The sequence below is a fragment of the Burkholderia mycopellens genome (genome assembly GCF_964265025.1).
Classification (GTDB): Bacteria; Pseudomonadota; Gammaproteobacteria; order Burkholderiales; family Burkholderiaceae; genus Burkholderia.
Window position 1 is genome coordinate 411977 of sequence record NZ_OZ183802.1, and the last position, 20253, is coordinate 432229.

At 62.0% G+C, this 20253-nt stretch carries 22 protein-coding genes and 1 tRNA gene; 16 read left to right on the forward strand and 7 right to left on the reverse strand.

Annotated elements, in window-relative coordinates:
* The first annotated feature begins 11 nt into the window (after window positions 1–11).
* From tatA to tatC, 3 genes are read left to right on the forward strand one after another with little or no spacing between them, the layout of a single operon-like run.
* Window positions 12–242 (forward strand): Sec-independent protein translocase subunit TatA, encoded by a 231-nt coding sequence (gene tatA / locus ACPTTC_RS01985; RefSeq protein ID WP_011350736.1) that lies wholly within the window; start codon window positions 12–14, stop codon window positions 240–242.
* Between the two features lie 26 nt (window positions 243–268).
* The gene (gene tatB / locus ACPTTC_RS01990; protein ID WP_175971967.1) at window positions 269–799 is read left to right on the forward strand and encodes a Sec-independent protein translocase protein TatB; all 531 of its coding nucleotides are present in this window, start codon (window positions 269–271) and stop codon (window positions 797–799) included.
* Between the two features lie 41 nt (window positions 800–840).
* The gene (tatC, locus tag ACPTTC_RS01995) at window positions 841–1629 is read left to right on the forward strand and encodes a twin-arginine translocase subunit TatC (protein WP_423391385.1); all 789 of its coding nucleotides are present in this window, start codon (window positions 841–843) and stop codon (window positions 1627–1629) included.
* A gap of 200 nt (window positions 1630–1829) precedes the next feature.
* Here the strand turns inward: tatC and ACPTTC_RS02000 are convergent, their stop codons facing one another.
* Window positions 1830–3035: a Do family serine endopeptidase gene (locus ACPTTC_RS02000; protein ID WP_226200911.1), complete on the reverse strand. Its 1206-nt coding sequence runs from the start codon at window positions 3033–3035 to the stop codon at window positions 1830–1832.
* A gap of 21 nt (window positions 3036–3056) precedes the next feature.
* On the opposite strand from ACPTTC_RS02000, the gene ACPTTC_RS02005 reads away from it, so the two are divergent.
* The 7 genes from ACPTTC_RS02005 to ACPTTC_RS02035 all read left to right on the forward strand — a co-directional run bounded on the left by ACPTTC_RS02005 (window position 3057) and on the right by ACPTTC_RS02035 (window position 8198).
* Window positions 3057–3803 (forward strand): Nif3-like dinuclear metal center hexameric protein, encoded by a 747-nt coding sequence (locus ACPTTC_RS02005; protein ID WP_423391386.1) that lies wholly within the window; start codon window positions 3057–3059, stop codon window positions 3801–3803.
* A 218-nt stretch (window positions 3804–4021) separates the two neighbouring features.
* A complete protein-coding gene (gene petA / locus ACPTTC_RS02010; RefSeq protein ID WP_011350741.1) occupies window positions 4022–4642 on the forward strand; it encodes a ubiquinol-cytochrome c reductase iron-sulfur subunit in 621 nt (206 codons plus the stop codon).
* Complete coding sequence (locus tag ACPTTC_RS02015) at window positions 4639–6021, forward strand: cytochrome b (protein WP_175957860.1); 1383 nt, start codon at window positions 4639–4641, stop codon at window positions 6019–6021. Before petA ends, ACPTTC_RS02015 begins: the two co-directional genes overlap by 4 nt.
* 21 nt (window positions 6022–6042) lie before the next feature.
* A complete protein-coding gene (locus tag ACPTTC_RS02020) occupies window positions 6043–6801 on the forward strand; it encodes a cytochrome c1 (protein WP_021161843.1) in 759 nt (252 codons plus the stop codon).
* A gap of 92 nt (window positions 6802–6893) precedes the next feature.
* The gene (locus ACPTTC_RS02025; protein ID WP_006400565.1) at window positions 6894–7505 is read left to right on the forward strand and encodes a glutathione S-transferase N-terminal domain-containing protein; all 612 of its coding nucleotides are present in this window, start codon (window positions 6894–6896) and stop codon (window positions 7503–7505) included.
* Window positions 7506–7576: 71 nt separating this feature from the next.
* Window positions 7577–8104 (forward strand): ClpXP protease specificity-enhancing factor, encoded by a 528-nt coding sequence (locus tag ACPTTC_RS02030; RefSeq protein WP_423391387.1) that lies wholly within the window; start codon window positions 7577–7579, stop codon window positions 8102–8104.
* Between the two features lie 18 nt (window positions 8105–8122).
* Window positions 8123–8198 (forward strand) — tRNA-Thr (locus ACPTTC_RS02035).
* Between the two features lie 341 nt (window positions 8199–8539).
* On the opposite strand, the gene ACPTTC_RS02040 is transcribed toward ACPTTC_RS02035, so the two are convergent.
* Complete coding sequence (locus ACPTTC_RS02040) at window positions 8540–10159, reverse strand: anti-phage dCTP deaminase (protein WP_423391388.1); 1620 nt, start codon at window positions 10157–10159, stop codon at window positions 8540–8542.
* Window positions 10160–10513: 354 nt separating this feature from the next.
* Here ACPTTC_RS02040 and ACPTTC_RS02045 point away from each other — a divergent pair, with 354 nt between their 5' ends.
* Both ACPTTC_RS02045 and ACPTTC_RS02050 read left to right on the forward strand, forming a co-directional pair.
* Window positions 10514–11992, forward strand: coding sequence for a virulence factor (locus tag ACPTTC_RS02045; RefSeq protein ID WP_423391389.1), 1479 nt, complete (start codon window positions 10514–10516; stop codon window positions 11990–11992).
* A gap of 21 nt (window positions 11993–12013) precedes the next feature.
* Entirely contained in the window at window positions 12014–12271 is a 258-nt protein-coding gene (locus ACPTTC_RS02050; RefSeq protein WP_423391390.1) for a PAAR domain-containing protein, read from the forward strand.
* A gap of 381 nt (window positions 12272–12652) precedes the next feature.
* Here the strand turns inward: ACPTTC_RS02050 and ACPTTC_RS02055 are convergent, their stop codons facing one another.
* Window positions 12653–13444 carry a hypothetical protein gene (locus tag ACPTTC_RS02055; RefSeq protein WP_423393377.1) on the reverse strand — a complete coding sequence of 264 codons (792 nt, stop codon included), beginning with the start codon at window positions 13442–13444 and terminating at the stop codon, window positions 12653–12655.
* Here ACPTTC_RS02055 and ACPTTC_RS02060 point away from each other — a divergent pair.
* The gene (locus ACPTTC_RS02060; RefSeq protein WP_423391391.1) at window positions 13380–14723 is read left to right on the forward strand and encodes a virulence factor; all 1344 of its coding nucleotides are present in this window, start codon (window positions 13380–13382) and stop codon (window positions 14721–14723) included. The two genes, ACPTTC_RS02055 and ACPTTC_RS02060, sit on opposite strands and share 65 nt — an antisense overlap.
* 14 nt (window positions 14724–14737) lie before the next feature.
* On the forward strand, window positions 14738–14995 hold the full coding sequence (locus ACPTTC_RS02065; protein WP_175971646.1) for a PAAR domain-containing protein: 258 nt from the start codon (window positions 14738–14740) through the stop codon (window positions 14993–14995).
* Between the two features lie 122 nt (window positions 14996–15117).
* Here ACPTTC_RS02065 and ACPTTC_RS02070 read toward each other — a convergent pair whose 3' ends face one another.
* From ACPTTC_RS02070 to ACPTTC_RS02080, 3 genes are all read right to left on the reverse strand, one after another.
* Entirely contained in the window at window positions 15118–15702 is a 585-nt protein-coding gene (locus ACPTTC_RS02070; protein WP_423391392.1) for a hypothetical protein, read from the reverse strand.
* A 193-nt stretch (window positions 15703–15895) separates the two neighbouring features.
* Window positions 15896–16630 carry a LytR/AlgR family response regulator transcription factor gene (locus ACPTTC_RS02075; RefSeq protein WP_423391393.1) on the reverse strand — a complete coding sequence of 245 codons (735 nt, stop codon included), beginning with the start codon at window positions 16628–16630 and terminating at the stop codon, window positions 15896–15898.
* 1 nt (window position 16631) lies between these two features.
* A complete protein-coding gene (locus ACPTTC_RS02080) occupies window positions 16632–17717 on the reverse strand; it encodes a sensor histidine kinase (RefSeq protein ID WP_423391394.1) in 1086 nt (361 codons plus the stop codon).
* Between the two features lie 417 nt (window positions 17718–18134).
* On the opposite strand from ACPTTC_RS02080, the gene ACPTTC_RS02085 reads away from it, so the two are divergent.
* Window positions 18135–18677: a hypothetical protein gene (locus ACPTTC_RS02085; protein ID WP_423391395.1), complete on the forward strand. Its 543-nt coding sequence runs from the start codon at window positions 18135–18137 to the stop codon at window positions 18675–18677.
* Between the two features lie 355 nt (window positions 18678–19032).
* Window positions 19033–19236, forward strand: a complete 204-nt coding sequence (locus tag ACPTTC_RS02090; RefSeq protein WP_423391396.1) for a hypothetical protein — start codon at window positions 19033–19035, stop codon at window positions 19234–19236.
* A 59-nt stretch (window positions 19237–19295) separates the two neighbouring features.
* Here the strand turns inward: ACPTTC_RS02090 and ACPTTC_RS02095 are convergent, their stop codons facing one another.
* Window positions 19296–20096 carry a transporter substrate-binding domain-containing protein gene (locus ACPTTC_RS02095; RefSeq protein WP_011350749.1) on the reverse strand — a complete coding sequence of 267 codons (801 nt, stop codon included), beginning with the start codon at window positions 20094–20096 and terminating at the stop codon, window positions 19296–19298.
* Between the last annotated feature and the right edge of the window lie 157 nt (window positions 20097–20253).

Consider the following 20253-nt stretch of genomic DNA (forward strand, 5'->3'; position numbering starts at 1 on the left):
GAGGTTTCATCATGGGTGGATTGAGCATTTGGCACTGGCTGATCGTGCTGCTGATCGTCGCGCTGGTTTTCGGTACGAAGAAGCTGCGCAACATCGGCAACGATCTCGGCAGCGCCGTGAAGGGTTTCAAGGACGGCATGAAGGAAGGCGAAGCACCAGCGGACGCGCAGCAACTGCCGCGCTCGGGCTCGGTCGACGTCAACGCGAAGGAAACGACGCGTTCCGACTCGAACAAGGCGTAACGCCGGCACGCTGACAGGCATTCGCGATGCTGGATCTCGGTCTTTCGAAGATGGCGCTGATCGGCGTCGTCGCGCTCGTGGTGCTCGGCCCCGAGCGCTTGCCGCGCGTTGCGCGCACGGCAGGCGCGCTGTTCGGCCGTGCGCAGCGGTACATCAACGACGTGAAGGCCGAGGTCTCGCGCGAAATCGAACTCGACGCGCTGCGGACGATGAAGACCGATTTCGAGGCGGCCGCGCGCAATGTCGAGACGACGATTCACGACAACCTGCGTGAGCACGAGAAGGAACTGAACGACACGTGGCATTCCGCGGTCGGCGGTCTTGACGAAGCGGCGGGCGGCGCCGGTTCGTACGGTTCCGACACGCCCGCCGCGCCGTCGTGGCGCGGCAGTACGGCCGCGCTCGCGCCGAAGCGCCGCAACTGGCGCGTCAAGCAGGCGGCTGCGCCTGTCTGGTACAAGCGCGCGACCACCCGCCGTACGCACGTGCAGTCGGGCGCCGCCCGTGTCGCGCGCCACCAGCCGGCCAGCCTGCGCCGGCCGACGCGCTTCTTCTGAGCCGAGCGCATGCTCGCTCGTCAATCCTACCGAGGGCCGGTGTGAGCGACCCCCAGCAGAACCCGGGCGACGCCCCGGAAGAAACTTTCATTTCCCATCTCGTCGAGCTTCGCGATCGCATCATTCGCGCGGGGGCGGCCGTGATCGTCGTGTTCCTCGGGCTCGTCTACTGGGCGCCCGACATCTTCCGGCTGCTCGCGCGGCCGCTGATGCAGAACCTGCCGAAGGACGGCAAGATGATCGTCACCGATGTCACCGGCTCGTTCTTCGTGCCGATGAAGGTCACGATGCTCGTCGCGCTCGTGATCGCGCTGCCGATCGTGCTGTACCAGATCTGGGCGTTCGTCGCGCCGGGGCTGTACCAGCACGAGAAGAAGCTCGTCGCGCCGCTCGTCGGCAGCAGCTACGTGCTGTTCCTGTGCGGGATGGCGTTCGCGTATTTCCTCGTATTCCCGACGATCTTCCGCGTGATGGCGCACTACAACGCGCCGCTCGGAGCGGAAATGACAACCGACATCGATAATTACCTGAGCTTTGTGCTCGGGATGTTCATCGCGTTCGGGGTGACGTTCGAAGTGCCGATCGTCGTCGTGCTGCTCGTCCGGATGGGCGTGTTGTCGCTGAAGAAGCTGAAGGAGATGCGGCCGTACGTGATCGTCGGCGCGTTTGTCGTCGCAGCGGTCGTCACGCCGCCGGACGTGTTCTCGCAACTGATGCTCGCATTGCCGCTGGTCGTGCTGTTCGAGATCGGGCTGCTGGCTGCGCGGTTCTTCGTGCCGAAGAAGCCGGCCGAGGAAGGCGAAGCGGGGAACGGCGAAGCCGCCAGTTGAAGGCTGCACGCCGGGCGGTGTGCCGGCCCCGGGCTTCCGGCCGTACCTGAGCGGTGGCGTAACCGGGCGGCAAGCGGATGGCGAGGCCATCTTCCCGGCAACGAGGGTCTTTCGATACAAAGCAAAAGGGCAGCCAGCCGGCTGCCCTTTTTCATTTCCGACGGTGTCCGGCATGGCGGCTGTGCGCCGCTCGCCTGACGTCATTCGGTATCGCTGTCCTGCTCGTCGAGCGTCTGCTTCGGCGGCGGCGGCCGCTTGCCGATCACGACGTTCACGTCGAACTCCTTGCCCTTGCGCACGACGTGCACCTTGGTCGGTGTGCCCGGCTTGATCTGCGCGACGGTGTTCAGCAGCTTCGTGGTGTCGGTGATCTCGTCGCCGTTGACCGAGACCAGGATGTCGCCCGGCTTGATGCCGGCCTTGTCCGCCGGGCCGCCCTGCAGCACGCCGGCGACGATTGCCCCCGATTTCTGCGAGAGCCCGAACGATTCGGCGATCTCCGGCGTGACGTCCTGCGGCTCGACACCGATCCAGCCGCGCGTGACGGAGCCCGTCGTGATGATGCTTTCCAGCACCGTGCGCGCGGTCGACACGGGGATCGCGAAGCCGATGCCGAGCGAGCCGCCCGAACGCGAGTAGATCGCCGTGTTGATGCCGAGCAGGTTGCCGTTGACGTCGACCAGCGCGCCGCCCGAGTTGCCGGGGTTGATCGGCGCGTCGGTCTGGATGAAGTTCTCGAACGTGTTGATGCCGAGGTGGTTGCGGCCCAGCGCGCTGATGATCCCCATCGTGACCGTCTGGCCGACGCCGAACGGGTTGCCGATCGCGAGCACGACGTCGCCGACCCGCGATTGGTCGGAGCGGCCGAGCGTAATCGTCGGCAGGTTCGTCATGTTGATTTTCAGCACGGCGAGATCGGTTTCGGGATCGCTGCCGATCACCTTCGCGGTGGCCGTGCGGCCGTCGGCGAGCGCGACTTCGATCTGGTCGGCGCCGTCCACGACGTGCTGGTTCGTTAGAATGTAACCTTCAGGGCTCACGATAACGCCCGAGCCAAGGTTGGCGGCCGGTTCGTCCTGCTGCTTGCGGGCGTTGCGGTCGCCGAAGAAGTAGCGGAACAGCGGATCTTTCGCGCGTGGGTCGGGGGGCAGCGTGCCGTCCTTGCTGGAGAAGACGTTGACGACGGCCGGCATCGCCTTCTGCGCGGCTTCGGCGTACGACGTGGTCGCCGGCGCGCCGCCGATGCCCGGCGCGACTTCCCGCAGCGCAACGATCGGCGTGGCGAGCTGCTTGCCGAGCTGTCCTTGCCGTTGCAGCCATTGCGGCTTGAGCGTCACGACGATGAACATCAGCGCGAGCAGCACGGTAACCGCCTGCGCGAAGAACAGCCAGAAGCGTCTAAGCATCTGAATGGATTAGAGGTTTATATGGATCGGATCGAACTTGAATTGTACTTGAACAATACCCTTGAAACCGCGCGCTTCAAGGACTATTGCCCGAATGGCCTCCAAGTCGAGGGGCGTCGCAAGATCGAGAAGATCGCCACCGGCGTAACGGCGTCGGTCGCGTTCCTCGAAGCCGCGCTCGAATGGGGGGCCGATGCCGTGCTCGTCCATCACGGCTATTTCTGGCGCAACGAGGCGCCGCAGATCACGGGCCGCAAGTACCAGCGCCTGAAGCTGCTGCTCGCGAACGACCTGAACCTGTTCGCGTTCCACCTGCCACTCGACGCGCATCCCGAATTCGGCAACAACGCGCAGCTCGGCGAGCGGCTCGGCCTGATCGGCGAGCAGCGCTTCGGCGAAGGCGACCTCGGCTGGATGGCGACGTTGCCGATGCCCGTCACGCTCGAGCACTTCGTTGCGAAGGTCGAGCGCACGCTCGGCCGCACGCCGCTCGTGCTCGGCGATCCGGACATGCAGCTGCGCCGCATCGCGTGGTGCACCGGCGCCGCGCAAAGCTATTTCGATGCGGCGATCGAGGCCGGGGCGGACGTGTTCCTGACCGGAGAGGTGTCCGAATACGTGACGCACACGGCCGCCGAGAGCGGCGTCGCGTTCGTTGCGGCAGGGCACCATGCAACCGAGCGCTACGGAATCCAGGCACTTGGCGTCCACTTGTCCGAAGAATTCGATATCGAACACCTTTTTATCGATATCCATAATCCCGTCTGAATGCCGGATTTGCGGCAGCGCATCGAAATTTCGCAATGTAGCGAATGCTTAAAAGTGAAATGATTCAATCGCTCCGATAGTGGGGGAAAACCCTTAACTATCAAACACTTCGAAGGGATTTTCATCTCCGGGCCTTGTAAATGACGACTCCATTCGAGCAAACTAGCGGCGGAATGGAAAGTCGTGACGGAAAATCCAACTCAGAAGTGGGGCGTGTGATGCGAGACAAGGAAGAGAAACGCGTCGACAGCGGCCGCCGTACCTGGCTGATTGCGACATCCGTAGCAGGTGGCGTGGGAGGCGTAGCCACCGTCATACCTTTCGCGGCGTCGCTTGCGCCGTCCGCGAAAGCGAAAGCGGCCGGAGCACCGGTCGAAGTCGACATCAGCGGGCTGAAGCCTGGGGAAATGGTGACCGTGCCGTGGCGCGGCAAACCGGTGTGGATCCTGAACCGCACCGACGCGATGCTCGCCGACGTGGTCAAGGCCGACAAGGAAGTGGCCGATCCGACCACCGAAAAGCCCTATACGATGCCGTTGCCCGCGTATTGCGCGAACGAATATCGCTCGCGGGCCGATCGCAAGAACATTCTCGTCGTGATGGCCGTGTGTACGCACCTCGGCTGCACGCCAAGCCAACGCTTCACGCCGGGTCCGCAGCCGAACCTGCCGGACGACTGGCCGGGCGGTTTCCTCTGCCCGTGCCATGGTTCGACCTACGACCTCGCCGGCCGTGTGTTCAAGAACAAGCCGGCGCCTCAGAATCTCGACATCCCGCCCTACATGTTCACGTCGGCAACGACCCTCGTGATCGGCAAGGACGAGAAAGGAGAAGCGTGATGGCCGACAACAAGGATGTCTCCACGACAGGTCTCACCGGCTGGATCGATCAGCGCTTCCCGCTCACGTCCACCTGGAAGAAGCACGTTTCCGAGTACTACGCGCCGAAGAACTTCAACTTCTGGTACTTCTTCGGCTCCCTCGCGCTGCTGGTGCTCGTCAACCAGATCGTCACGGGCATCTTCCTGACGATGAACTACAAGCCCGACTCGACGCTCGCGTTCGCGTCGGTCGAGTACATCATGCGCGAGGTGCCGTGGGGCTGGCTGATCCGCTACATGCACTCCACGGGCGCGTCGATGTTCTTCGTGGTCGTCTACCTGCACATGTTCCGCGGGCTGCTCTACGGCTCGTACCGAAAGCCGCGCGAACTCGTGTGGATCTTCGGCTGCGCGATCTTCCTGTGCCTGATGGCCGAGGCGTTCTTCGGCTACCTGCTCCCGTGGGGCCAGATGTCGTTCTGGGGCGCGCAGGTGATCGTGAACCTGTTCTCGGCAATCCCGTTCGTCGGCCCCGACCTGTCGCTGTGGATTCGCGGCGACTACGTCGTGTCGGACGTCACACTGAATCGCTTCTTCGCGTTCCACGTGATCGCGATTCCGCTCGTGCTGGTCGGCCTGGTGATCGCGCACCTCGTCGCGCTGCACGAAGTGGGCTCGAACAACCCGGACGGTATCGAGATCAAGGCGAAGAAGGACGAGAACGGCATTCCGCTCGACGGCATCCCGTTCCATCCGTACTACTCGGTGCACGATTTCCTCGGCGTGTGCGGCTTCCTGATGGTGTTCGCGCTGATCGTGTTCTTCTCGCCGGAGATGGGCGGCTACTTCCTCGAGGCGAACAACTTCGTCCCGGCGAACCCGCTGCAGACGCCGCCCGAGATCGCGCCGGTCTGGTACTTCACCGCGTTCTACGCGATGCTGCGCGCGACCACCGACCCGTTCAAGATCGTGCTGATGATCGTGATCGCGCTGCTCGGCGTGCTCGCGCTGATCCGCGCCCGCGGCAAGTGGAAGGCAGGCCTGCCGGTGCTGGCCGCGGCGATCGTCGTGTTCATGTACCTGACGGAGTCGAAGTTCTGGGGCGTCGTCGTGATGGGGTCGGCGGTGATCACGCTGTTCTTCCTGCCGTGGCTCGACCGCAGCCCGGTGAAGTCGATCCGCTACCGGCCGTTGTTCCACAAGGTGTTCCTCGGGATCTTCGTCGTAGCGTTCCTGACCCTTGGCTTCCTCGGCACGCGGCCACCCTCCCCGGCCTCGACGCTGATCGCGCAGGCCTGCGCGCTGATCTACTTCGCGTTCTTCCTCGGCATGCCCGTCTGGACGCCGCTTGGCACGTTCAAGCAGCCGCCGGAGCGGGTGCGCTTCAAGCCCCATTAACGTGAGCGAGGAGAGAACGACATGAAGAAACTGCTTTCGACACTCGCGCTGATCGGGGCGACCGCGTGTGCGCTGCTGGTGGCGCCGGCGGTTCGGGCGGAAGGTAATTTTCCGCTCGACCGGGCGCCCGATAACACGGAAAATCTCGTTTCGCTTCAGCACGGCGCGCAATTGTTTGTAAACTATTGCCTGAACTGCCACAGCGCGAACCTGATGCGCTACAACCGCCTGACGGATCTGGGCATATCCCAGAAGGAGATCGAAAAGAATCTCCTGTTCACGACCGACAAGGTCGGTAACACGATGTCCGTCGCGATGCGGCCCGAAGACGCGAAGAACTGGCTCGGCACCTCGCCGCCCGACCTGTCGGTCGAGGAGCGTGCACGCGGCCGAGACTGGCTGTACACGTATTTGCGGAGCTTCTACCGCGACGATACGCGGCCGACCGGATGGAACAACGCGGTGTTCGAGAACGTCGGCATGCCCCATGTACTGTGGCAGCTGCAGGGGCAGCGCACCGCCAAATTCGAAGACAAGACAGACGAGGAGACGGGCGAGAAGGTCCATACGCTCGTCGGCTTCCAGCAGGTCACACCGGGGACATTGTCCGCGGTGGATTATGATGCTGCGGTTGCCGACCTGGTGGCGTACATGACCTGGATGTCCGAGCCGGCTCAGCAGACTCGCAAACGCCTCGGCGTATGGGTGCTGATCTTTCTCGGTGTCCTGACTTTCCTGGCCTGGCGGCTCAATGCCGCGTACTGGAAAGATATCAAGTAATCACGCCTGACCGGCGTGGGGCCGGCGCAAGGTGGAACCCCGGAAGGAGTTCGCCGCGTGCCGGCCCTCGGCTTTTTTGAGGAAACGCAAACATGATGGTTCTGTATTCCGGCACAACTTGCCCGTTCTCCCAGCGTTGCCGGCTGGTGCTGTTCGAGAAGGGCATGGACTTCGAAATCCGTGACGTCGACCTGTTCAACAAGCCGGAAGACATTTCGGTGATGAACCCGTACGGTCAGGTGCCGATCCTGGTCGAGCGCGACCTGATCCTGTACGAATCGAACATCATCAACGAGTACATCGACGAGCGCTTCCCGCATCCGCAACTGATGCCGGCCGACCCCGTGCAGCGCGCACGTGCACGCCTGTTCCTGCTCAACTTCGAGAAGGAACTGTTCGTCCACGTCAGCACGCTCGAGAACGAGAAGGGCAAGGCAGCGGAGAAGAACCACGAGAAGGCACGCCTCGCGATCCGCGATCGCCTGACGCAGCTCGCGCCGATCTTCGTGAAGAACAAGTACATGCTCGGCGAGGAATTCTCGATGCTCGACGTCGCGATCGCGCCGCTGCTGTGGCGTCTGGATCACTACGGCATCGAGCTGTCGAAGAACGCGGCGCCGCTGATGAAGTACGCCGAGCGGATCTTCAGCCGTCCGGCCTATATCGAAGCACTGACGCCGTCCGAAAAGGTCATGCGTCGTTGATGGTGCAATGAGTGCATGACGGAGAGGGCGGCGCGGCGTGCCGCGCCCCCGCTCCGGGTTCGAGGATTGTGATGCAAGAGATTTCAACGAAGCCTTATCTGCTGCGCGCGCTGTACGAGTGGTGCACCGATAACGGTTACACACCGCATATCGCGGTGAGGGTCGACAACTCGACGCGCGTGCCGCGTCAGTTCGTGCGTGACGGCGAGATCGTGCTCAACATCAGCTTCGAGGCGACGAGCCAGTTGCAGATGGGCAACGAGTGGATCGAGTTCACGGCCCGGTTCTCCGGGAAGGCGCACAAGATCGAGATTCCGGTTGCCAACGTGCTCGCGATCTATGCGCGCGAGAACGGGCAGGGCATGGCGTTCCAGGTCGATGCGGTCGCGGGTGAAGGCGCGGATTCGGGCGCGTTCGACGAAGATGCGGCGCAGACGGATGATGCGCAGCGCGACGAGTCGCCTGCTGCGTTGACGCCGGTGGCCGACAGCGGTGCGAACGAGGAGCCTTCCGAAGGCGCCGACGAACCGCCGAAAACCGACGGCGATGGCGACGGTTCAAAAGGTGGCAGCAGACCTCGCCTCAAGATCGTGAAATGAGGTAGAATCTCGCGCTACGCCGGCTTAGCTCATCTGGTAGAGCAGTTGATTTGTAATCATCAGGTGGCGGGTTCGAGTCCTGCAGCCGGCACCAATACCGAAGCGGGTCCCAGAGATGGGGCCCGCTTTTTTTGTTCTACAAATCCAGTCCTGTTCTACAAAAAGCGGTGTTGCGGACGTTACGGAAAACGAAAACGGCCCCGAAGGGCCGTCTCAGATAGCTAGCGCATGCGAGCGCAGAGCCAGATACCGGGTCACGCCATGTGAGCAATCGTCTCAAGAATGCTCTTGTGCAGCGACGCATTCTCGGCGCGGTCCTTCTGGCGTCTGAAGGAGCTCAAGCAGACCACCTGCACTTCGGCTTGAGTGGATCGTTCGTGAACCAGCGACGTGAAAGCGACACCCGCTACGTCAGCATCCGTAGCTTCATAAAACTCAAAGCTCAGCTGGAGGGGAGGGCGGTTGGACGTCATCAGATTTCTCAGTAGTTGGCAGCAGATTTTTGCCCTGCAGCGATTTTACTACGAGTGATTCCAGAACCGGAAACGCCTCCATGCTCTTTTCGAGACGCGGCGACGCGTCCTGAAGTCCGATCCTGATCAGTTTTCCGTTCTTTTTCCGCGAGTCTTGCGGCACCTTGAACAGTCCAAGGTAGCGTCCAGGTGCGACTCCATCATAGGCTAGGATCCTGACTTTCTCAACGTCACCTTCTTTTTCCGACATCGCATCGCCATGCAGCTTGATTGCAAGGCTCTTCCGGTAGGGTTCGATGTAGTACACCTCTCGGATGCCAGCAGCGACGATATGTCGCGCACAAGAGTGGCATGGATAAGTTGTTACAAACAGCTTTCCATCTCTCATGCGTCCGCCTGCGGCTTGGCCGGCGTTGATGATCGCGTGCATCTCCGCATGGATAGCACGAGAGAACTCGATCAAACCACGAAGCTTCGACGATCCCTTTATCGCGGTTCTAGCAGCGTCCATCCGTTCCTGCGGGACGACGTCACCAAGAGCGCGAACGATCTCGTCGGCAAGGCGATCCTTCTCTTCGTCATTGAAGCATTTCCCGCCGTCACGGTTGAAGCAACGTTGATCTTTGTCACCGTTGGGATCGCTCTCGGGATCGGCCGCGTACAAGCCACCGCGAAAACGCGGAACATCGTTCCATCCGACGCTTAGAAGAGCCCCGTCCTGATCCGTCACCGCGGCACCAACCTGTCGTGATAGGCACGCTGAGTTCGTCGCTGCCATCGCGGCAGCGTACATTGCAGACTCCTGTGCCGTCGGCGTAATGACTTTCGTGCCAAGGATCAAATGCAGAAATCGTTCGACTCGTCGTTGGAGATTCGCATCTGTCCCGTTATCGATGCGTAGGAAAAAGTCGGCATTGGGAAATGTCTCTCGAACTGTTTGCCCACCCTCAGACTCTTCCCCCGAATCGCGATCAATCAGCCTGTACACGTTCCCAACAGCGACATCCTTTGCTTTTAGGTTTGCTTCTCTGAGCTCCAAGGGGGCGAAGACGCCAACAACATAGAGCATTTCGCGGTACACAAGCCGTAAAAGCGCGAGTTCTTCCTTATTCTTAATCGAATCAATGATGTGACAAACACGTCGCGACTCATACCTCGAGTGTTCGTTTTCGACCTTGTAGCGCTCGCGATCTAGTCGAATTTCGTTGATTGCGAGCTCGGCGAGTATTCCAGCCCCGTGCTTCTCGCGAAGTTTGTTTCCAGCGTCAATTTGGCTGGTGATTCGCTCGAAACCATCAGTATAGGAGGGAGGAATGGTTACGCCAATCGCAGGGGCGTGCTCGGAGATGAAGTCGCTCAACTTGATCAGTTTGCACTCGTCGTAGCCAAACGAAGTGGTTAGGGCATCTTTGAGCGCATTACTAACCTGATGCAGCGGGGAGCCGATCGGTCCACACAGCGCAATGACCAGCTCGTCGGTGTGCGTGGCACCAATCATTTCGGTTGTATTCGTGCTATCGAATAGCCCTAGCGTTCTTTCTGGAGTAGCTCGCTCAGATTTCGCAGCTTTCAATGCAGTCATGCCGTGCCCCGTGGAGACGTGTTTAAAATTTTCGTTGTTAGCGGCGCGTTAGCGACCGGTCTGAAATATTAATCCTTTGTCAACTTAAACGCTATCAAGTGAAATCATTAGCCGAAGCGTGAGGGGGGCATAGCTTCACAGACTGGCTGTTGGCAGAAAACAGCACGACAGTGCAACGTTACTGCAGTGCCGCTCTCCAGCGAACCGAGAATTAACTAGCGCGTTGCTCCAGGTCAGCGTATAGACGTAACGCTTCAACAAAATCACCACCGAGTGCTTTCCACCGTCGCGGCTTCCATCGAAGATCGTCGACGAGCGCGAAGGGCAGTTCTATCTCAGCGTCGGAGGTAAGGTATGAAGACGTTGATTGCGACTGGCCCGCGACGTGTCGCTGTCGCACTAATGGTGGGGGTGATAGCCGCTGGCTTGATGGGAATACTGACTGTCCAGATGGGGCAGGCGCGGCCGGTTCCACTTGATACGGGAGATTGGATGAAACGACTAGTATTGATACCCGGGCTGCTTGCACTCGCCGCGCTGCTCTTGACGACGGCAACAACGCGGTCTGCTGAGGCGGCGCCTGTGACGAAATCGAATGTCGTGGCCGCAGCAGCAGACAACCCAGCCGTGCCTTTTACGGCTCAGGTTGTTGGTCTGATTTGGTTGAATCCATTGCAGCGTAAGGACTACCCGACTGAATGGCAGACATTGTGGACGCTCGGGTTGGCGCAGCCGAATAAGAACGACGACATGGTTCGGACCGATCCGAAATCGTTTAAGACGTTGCAATCGATAGGCGCTTTAGTTTACGGAAATAAGGGAACTGAGACGTTCAAAGGGTACTTTCACAAGTATGCGTTCGAATTCCCCCGTCTACTACGAACGCCGTATGCAACCAATGCTAAGTATTTCTATACAGTGAAGCCAGAGAACACCCATGATTGGCGCGAGCTAGCGGGGATTCACGTCGAAATCGCGATTCCCCAGCGGCTCGACATGGATGAGGCTCGGAACTACTTAGCCAACACGATCAAGGAAGCTTTCTTGATCGGTAATCCGTATTTCAAGACGGTGTGGAGCCGCGATACGCCGCCGGACGTGCATGTCACGCAAGGCGGTGCGAATGCCGGCTTCACTTCGCTGAACGAGGGGCTGGCCTATCTCCAAGCTAATCCGGACAAGAGCGTGTGGGTGATGAACTGGGACGCACCGAGCTTTCCTCCGAAGGACGGGCAGATCAACGAGAATCTCGTGGCGCTGTTTCTTGCTGGCCCGAACTTCAATACCGAGCGTGAGCCACTTGCATGGATCGGAAAGGCAGCGACCGGCAACACGCAGGATTTCACGCCGAAGGTCGGTGCACCGCGCTCGGTTCAAGCGTGGAAGGCGACGATCGAGCAAGCAGCCAAGAATGTCGGGATCGGTGCGACTGACCTTCAATACGTCGTTCACGATGCAGGGCACGGCGGCGACGCAGCGTCGGCGCGATTGGCTGCGCTTTCGCAATCGTTGACGGAGACACTGCCGGAATATGACCACATGAAGCAGACGTTCAATACGGCGGCGCTACTCGGTGATATGGGAACGGGTGGTGCGCTGACCGATGTCGTATTGGCGATTGGTCGTATCAACCACTTCGGCGGCAATGCGCTTGTCGCCGGTACAACCGATTCGCAGCATCCGGTCGCTGTTGTCGTCCGCCCGCCATCGAAACTCACTGCAATCGATCCGAACAAGGACTGGTTCCGAGCCCGTGGCGAGAACAATGCCTATCTTCCGTGGTGGGGGCGTCGGCACGATACCGATTATGGGATGCAAGGCTATTCGTGGTAATCCAATTCGCGAGAAGCACGTATGCGCGGAATCATTCGAGTTGGTGACGTACACAGTCACGGCGGAGTCGTTCAAACTGGCGCGCCCAACAGTAAGGTCATGGGGCGCGCCGTGGGGCGTATCGGGGACCACTGTGTCTGTCCGATGCACGGAGACGTTGTGATTGTCGAGGGTGATCCGGAGATGAAGGTTGAGGGGGCTGACGCTGCTTTCCACGGCCATAAAACTTCGTGCGGAGCCGTTCTGTTTTCCAGCCTGCCAACATCGGGGCGACCCTGACTTGAGGTGAGGGTACACGGTCGTACTTTATGTGCAGTGAGACGGACTCGGTGCATCGTTGAGCGGACGCTGTACTAGACGTATGCATGGCACGTGCTGAACGTGGAGAGATGAGGGCGCTGGTTGACGATGAGGCATCCGATGTCGAGCGAGTGTTGGGTGCACATGACGAACAACTGGCAGCGATCCCGAAGCGTCGCTATCTGGAAGCTTGGGATCGGCTGCAACGCTTTGTGAACGGTACCGTACGGTCGCCAATCCAGTTGGGTGGTGCTGGTCACCTGTGACTAAAGACTATCAATGGTCACGGTATGAGGTTTTCGAGAAACGGCCACGCGTCCGCCGTTGTCCTGCGCGGTACAATGACCGCCAGCGGTGCTGCTACGAATAGCAACAGATGGGCGCAGGGGGCACTTCTGGGGGCATGAGTTGATGTTGAGGCTGAGGTGACCCTTGTATGGTAATGGTTTCGTGGATTTTCCGTTCCTGCAGCCACACCATATCTGACAAGGGGTTACGCGATGTTTGCGTAGCCCCTTCGCGTTTCCAACTACCCCTCACGTTTCCAATGCGCGTCAGCGCGACGGTTTCACGGGCCGCGTGCCGCGCACGTAGCGCGCCGTCATCCCGGGTCCGCTGTGTCCTGCCAGGCGCTGCCCTGCTTCCAGCCCTTCGTCGATCGTCTTGTGCGTGACGCCGCGCGCGGAGGTCGCGGAACTGAAATTTCGCCTTGTCGATGCCGGCCAGCTCGCGTGCCTTGTCGAAGCGCGAACGCAGCTTGCCCCTTGTGAGCGGATAGCCTTGCTCGTCGCGCAGCAGGTAGGGCGAGACGTCGACCTTTGTTCCGCGCCAGGCGAGTAACCGATCGATCAACGCAGCGAGGTCGCCTGTGATCTGGATGGTGACGAATGCCCCTGTCTTGCGGGTGCGGAAGATCAGGTTCGGTGACGTGGAGAAGGCGGCCGGGGTGTTCAATGGCCTCGAGATCGAGCCGCTGAAGGCGCGGCGGCCATACCCGGCGAACACCACACCGGTGGTAGGTATCATGTGCAGCTTAAGTGTTTTCGCCGGGCATACGCCTCTTGGTGAATTGAGCGCGGGAGATTGGATGAAGCGACTGTTGATAGTGCCATCCTTGGTAGCGATTCTGACGTTTGTGGCGTCGACCATCATGATGGTGACGCCCGCGCAAGCGGTTACCATGAAGCAGAAGGATGCCGCTGTGCTGAATGCGGGCGAAAGTGCCGCGCCGTTCGTAGCGCAGGTGGTCGGACTGGAATGGCTGAACCCGTTGCAGCGGCGCGACTACCCAACGGAATGGCAGGTTTTGTGGACCATGGGGCTTGTAAAACCCAACAAAAACGACGACATGGTCCGTACGGATCCGAAGTCGTTTACGACACTTCAATCGGTCGCAGGGGTGGCCTATGGCAATCAAGGAACTGAGACGTTCAAAGGCTTTTATCACAAATACGTCAGTAAATTGCTTGGCCTGTTCGGTGATCGCTATGTGATGAACGCCAAATATTTCTATACGGTCAAGTCAAAGAGTAGGAGTGACTGGCGTGAACTGGCTGGAATGCGTGTCGAGTTCGCCATCCCGGAGCGACTTGATCCGGTGGAGGCGAAGACATACTTCCAAGGCGAATTCGTCGACAACTATGAGATTGGAAATTCCTCAGCCAAGGATCTCTGGAGCCGTGATACCCCCCCCGACGTCCACGTCAACCAAGGCGGAGCGAACGCAGGCTTCACGTCGCTGAACCGCGCGCTGGATTACCTGCAGGCGAACCCGGACAAGAGCGCATGGGTCATGAACTGGGACGCGCCGAGCTTCCCGCCGAAGGACGCGCAGATCAACGAGAACATGGTGGTGCTGTTTCTGGTCGGGCCGAATTTCAAGACGGAGCGTGAGCCGCTTGCATGGATCGGTCGCGCGGCGACGGGCAACGTCAGGGACTTCGAGGCGAAGGCCGGCACCACGCGCACGGTGCAGGCATGGAAAGCCGCCATCGACAGTGCTGCCCGCAATGCGGGTGTGACAGTGCCGTCGTTGAATTTCGTGGTGCATGACGCTGGGCGCGGCGGTGAGGCGGCGTCGGAACGGATCGGTGCACTGTCGCAGACGTTGACCGAAGTGCTGCCGGATTACAATTTCAGCAAGCAGACGTTCAATACACCGGCGTTGCTGGGCCCGATGGGAGCGGGTACGGCGTTGACCGACGTGGTGCTGGCGATCGGGCGTGCGAATCACCTTGGCGAGAAGGTGCTGGTGGCGGGGACGACGGACGCGCAGCACCCGATGGCCGTAGTGATCGTGCCGCCGTCGAAAATCACGCCGATCGATCCGGACAAGGACTGGTTCCGCGCCCGGGGCGAGAACAACGCCTATCTGCCGTGGTGGGGCCGTCGTCACGACACGGACTACGGCATGCAGGGCTATTCCTACTGATCGGATGGCCGACCATGCGAGGGATCATTCGAGTGGGCGACGTCCATAGTCACGGTGGCTATGTCGAGACGGGCGCGGCAAACAGCGATGTCATGGGGCGCGCGCCTGCGCGTGTCGGTGACCGCTGCACGTGTCCGTTACATGGTCCGTGCGTTGTCGTCGAGGGGGATGGGCAGTTCGACATCGAGGGTGCGCATGCGGCATTTGAAGGCCACAAGACTTCATGCGGCGCTGTTTTGATTTCTTCGTTGACGACGTCAGGGCGCTCGTAAAACTCGTAGTGTCCGGACAATCGCGCTGCGGTGACGGAGGGTTCGGGGCTGGTACCCGCCACGCTGTCCAACGAAGGGCTAGGCGATGTTTGCGTAGCCCTTTGTCGTTTCCAGACCGGTTTTCAGTCGGCCGGTTGAGCGGGCGTCCCCGTCCCGATCTGCACCACATGCGCCGCACGCAACGTATCGCCAAACATCTTCCCCATCGCCGCACCGCACTTCTTCGCGAGACTGTCCGAATCGAGACACGTCTCCCCGTCGGCGCGCGCCTTGTAGATCGGCTTGATCGTGTAGCGGGTACCGCCCGGCTTGTCGCCGGTCGCCGGGACGAGGGTCGTTGTCACATTCGATACCTCCATTTGCCACGTCGCGCTGATCGGCGTGCCGTAACGCGCCATCTCGGACTCCGTGAACAGGCGGATCGTGTGACTCGGCCCCATGGCCCGCAGTGCCGCCGGTACCGGATTCACGAACTTCATCTCGTCCAGTTCGACGACTTTCGTCGGCACACCGGCCAGTGCAGCCAGGATGCCTTCGCCCAGTCCGGCGAGATACGCGCGACCTTCGCTGCCGAACGCAGGCCCGTCGAATGCCTTGCCGTCCACGACGACCAGGATTGCGGTCGCTTCAGTCGGCGCGATGCCCGCGGTGTTTTCGCCGATGAGATTGGGCGTGGCGACGCAGCCGCTGACGAGCGCTGCAACCACACATGTTGTCAATCCACGCAGTGTTTTCATTGTTTTCATGGCCGGCCTTTGGGAGAACGTCGTGCCGACTCGAGGCTATGCAGTCGAGCGCCACGTGATCGCGTGATTGTGTTGGATGCGGCGCGGTTTGCCAGCGCCTCGCCCACCCTCTGCCAGAGCGCAATCGTGTCCCCCGGGGCGGGCGCAAACATCATCACATCTGCCTGAACAACCCCGCATACGCCCGACTCACCGGCAGCGTCTCCCGCTGCCCGCGCACGCGAATCCGCAACCTGCCCAGCAGATCGCGCTCGACGCGATCGATCGCTGCGTACGCAACGATCACGCCGCGATGCACCTGCGCGAACCGCTCCGGATCGAGCCGCTGCATCAACTCCTTCAGCGGCGTGCGAATCACGAGCCGTTCACCGGCCGTGACGATTTCCGTGTACTTCTCCGACGCCTGGAAATACAGCACGTCGTCGACCGACACGAGCCGCGTCGCATCCTTCACGCCAACCGTCAGCCAGCGGATCGGTGCCGCCTCTCTCGCTTGCGCCGCCGGCGCCAGCGCATCGGCTTGCGCGGGCGCCGGCCCGCCGCGCTGCAGCTTCGCGATACAGCGCAGCAGCCGCTCGTCCGTTACCGGCTTCAGCAGGTAGTCGACCACTGCCCGATCGAACGCGTCGACCGCATATTCGTCGTAGGCCGTGACGAACACGACATGCACGTCGGGCACCAGCGCAGCGAGCTTCAACCCGTCGATGCCGGGCATCCGGATGTCGAGGAACGCGATGTCCGGGCGCGGCGACGCGTTCAGCGCGGCCAGTGTTTCGACGCCGTTGCGCGGCATCGCGACGATCTCCAGTTCGGGCCAAAGCTGGCCCAGCCGCTGCGCGAGCGACGCGGACAGGTTCGGTTCATCGTCGGCAATGAGGGCAGTCGGCATGTCAGTCGATCGGAATCAGCAGGGTAGCGGTGACGCCATGCGCGGCGGCGGCGTTCGTTTCGACGCAGACGCGGCCGCGCTCGCCGTGCAGCGTCCGGATGCGCGCCGCGACGTTGGCGAGCCCGATGCCGCCATGCAGGCGCGTGTCGCCTTTGCCGAGGCCGACGCCCGTATCGATCACGTTCAGTTCGAGGCTGTCGCCCCGCATCCTGCCGCGAATCACGACCACGCCGCCGTCGATCGACGGCTCGATGCCGTGCAGCAGCGCATTCTCGACGAGCGGTTGCAGCAGCAGCGGCGAGAACGGCAGCGCGTGCAGATCCGTCGGCACGTCGATCGCATACGAGAGCCGCTCGCCGAGCCGGATCGACGCGATCTTCAGCAACGCGTCGACGAGCTCGAGTTCTTCACCGAGCGTCGACGTCGCATCGCGCGTGCGTCGCAGGCTCGCACGCAGGTAGCGGTTCAGGCTGTCGAGCATCGTCGACGCGCGAGCCGGATCGCGCTCGATCAGGCTCTGCACGTTCGCGAGCGTATTGAACAGGAAGTGCGGCTCGATCTGCGCCTGCAGCAGCGCCAGGCGGGCGGCCGTCTCGGCCTGGCGCGCTTCGGCGGCTTCGCGGCGCTCGGTCTCGAGCGTCGCACGCATGCGCATGGACTGCAGGAACAGCGACACGCACACGAACAGGATCGCCGAGATGAGAAACGACGGCCCGTAGTTGTCCCACGTGCCGATGCGGGCGCGTCCGAACACGTGCGGCACGTTTCCGCCGACGATCGTCGCCGAGATCTCGAAGCCGATGAGCACGCTGGCCGGTGCGATCACGATGGCTTTCAGCACGAGCCCCGGCTTGCGCGGCAACAGCCGGTCGGCGGCATAGCTGAACAGCAGCGCGCAGAAACCGATCGCGTTGGAGACGACGAGGTAGGACAGCAGCGGTTCCTGGAAATGGAGCGCCCAGAAACCCAGGCCGACGACCGAGTTGAAGCACGCGAACGCAAGCAGTGCGGCCGGATCGCGCAACAGCCGCGGCGAGGTGCCGGCGGGTGGCGGCGGAATCGGCGAAGGGTCGGACGTGGCTCGCATGGTGTCGGGTGAGGGTATGGGCGCGCGATGCACCGATGGCCTGACCTTACTGCCGGCCGGGACGGCTGCGTGCGCGTTGCGACGAACCGCACGCGGCTTCGACGAAGCGCTTCGGCTGCCGACGATTGGCCGGTTTCCGTCACGAGTGTAGTGGAAGGGGCCGCGGATGGACACGGGGCATTGCAGGTTGCGCGTCGAACACGACGCGCCGAGCGGCCGGGTGAAGACGGCTCTTTCGGTTCAGCAGTCGCCTGCGGCCGGATTCGTGGGTGCATCGGCCTTCCCGATCCGCCGAGCGATCGTCGCCTCGACGCGCAACTCATCCGCGAATTCCGGCGTCCCGTCGCAAGTCGCGCCGCCTGCCGGGACCAGGCAGTAAGGTGTTGCCGTGTCCACTCCGATCAGGCGAGCCCGACCATGTCCGCGATCTTTCACCTGAAGCCTTACGTCTACGTCATGTTCTGCGTGCTGCTCTATATCGGCATCAAGCGCTGTTTTCCGCGCGAGGTGCCGGCGGCACGACCGCTGATCTCGCCGGTCGCGTTCGGGATGCTCGGCATCGCCAGCCTGAACGGACTCTTTCCGCATGCGGGTGTCGACGCGAATGCGATCGCGCTGGCGGCCGTCCTGGGCGGCGCGACGCTGGGCTGGCTGCACGCGGGCCGGTGGCGGCTCGAGTACCGTCCGGCCTCGTCGGGTTTGCGTGTGCGCTTGCCCGGCGACGCGAGCCTGCTCGTCACGTTGATGCTGACGTTCGTCGCCGAAACCGGCATCCATTACGCGGTCGCCGTGCGCGCGCCGTGGGCGGCGACGAGCGGCTTCGTGATGCTGTCGTTCGCGGTATGGGGCGTGCTCGTCGGGATGACACTCGGGCGCGCGGTAAACGTGGTCGTGCGCGGCATACGCCATGCGAGCGGATCGGGGCGTGCGGGCTTCCCGTATTCGGTTGATCCGCGATGAAGGGGGCGCAACAGCCGGCCAATGGGGCAACTGACGGCCAGGCATGCGATGCGGTCCGTCTTCGTCAATCGCAAGGGTATTGAACCGAAACGGTGTGTAACGAGCGCCATTCCGCACCCCGTTCTCCTGTCACGGTCACGTCACGGTGCGCTCATAACGTTGCACGTTCCCGTCGCGGCGGCACCGCCGGACCGGGAACGTGCGCAATCCTCTCGCGACGACGTGCCCGCGTCGCAGGCGGCCCGACCGGGATCTCGCTCCCGGCGGCGCGGTGGTCACGCATCGCGCCATTTCATTCGAAAATACGATCGACGACGGTTCGAACCGGATCGCGGACGATCAGGAGACAGGGACCATGCTGAGTCCGCATGAATTCTCGTTGCTGTTGTGCATCGCGCGTGGGCTGGACAGCGTCGATCCGTCGAATCCCGCGTTCGCCGTGCTGGTCGAGAAGCGGCTGGTGGACGATACGCAGGTGCGCCTGAACGCCGTGGCCGCGCGCCCGGCGCTGACACCGATCGGCCGGATGCTGCTGGCGCGCTTCGATCAAGCGGCCTGAAGGAGCGCGTCACGCCTTCGTCGAGACGAAGTACGTGACGCGTTGAAGCGCCGAGCCGCTTACTGCGCGACCGGCACGGTCACGTCGCTGCCGAACCAGTGCATCGAAATCTTCTTCAGCGTGCCGTCCTTGCGCAGCGAATCGAGCGCGTCGTTGATCGCCTTCTCGAACTTCGGGTTGCCCTTGCGGAACGGGATCGCCATTTCCTGCTTGCCACCGTTCAGCACCGCGCCCGCGCGCAGCGGCAGGTTCGACGTCTTGATCATGTACGGCAGCATCAGGCGGTCGTCGAGCGTCGCCTCGATCCGGCCCGCGGCGAGGTCGCGCAGCTTCTCCGGCGCGCCCGGATACGTCTGCACCTCGATGCCCGGCACGGTGCGTGCCATCTGGTCATAGTTGGTACCGAGCGTCACGCCGAGCTTCTTGCCCTTGAAGTCGTCGAGCGACTTGAAGTTGCGCGTGTCGTCCTTGCGCTGGATCAGTTGCGCGGCCGAGTACGTGTACGGCTCGCTGAAGTCGAGCGCTTCCTTGCGCTGCGGCGTGATCGTGACCTGGTTGACGATCACGTCGAACTTGCCGGCCTGCAGGCCCGCGATGATGCCGCTCCATTCGGTCGGGATGAACTGCGTCTTCACGCCGAGCTTGCCGGCAACGGCGTTCGCGACGTCGACGTCGAAACCCTCGAGTTGGCCCGACGTGCCGCGCGAGTTGAACGGCGGATACGTGCCTTCGAGGCCGACGCGCAGCACGCCGGCTTTCTTGACCGAATCGAGCAGGTCGTCCGCGTGCGCGGCGACGGCCGTGAAGCCGAGGGCCGACGCGAGCAGCAGGCCCGACAGCAGGAACTTCGAACGTTTCATTGCAGATCTCCAGTGGTCAGCGTGGTGTGATGAGCGCCGGGCGCCGGTCGGGCGCGGCGGGCCGCAATACGGGCAGGTAGACACTACTCGCAACCCGGGCGCACCGGAAGTCGAATTGGCCCTGATTGAAAGCGATTTCATGGGGGCGCTGCGGACG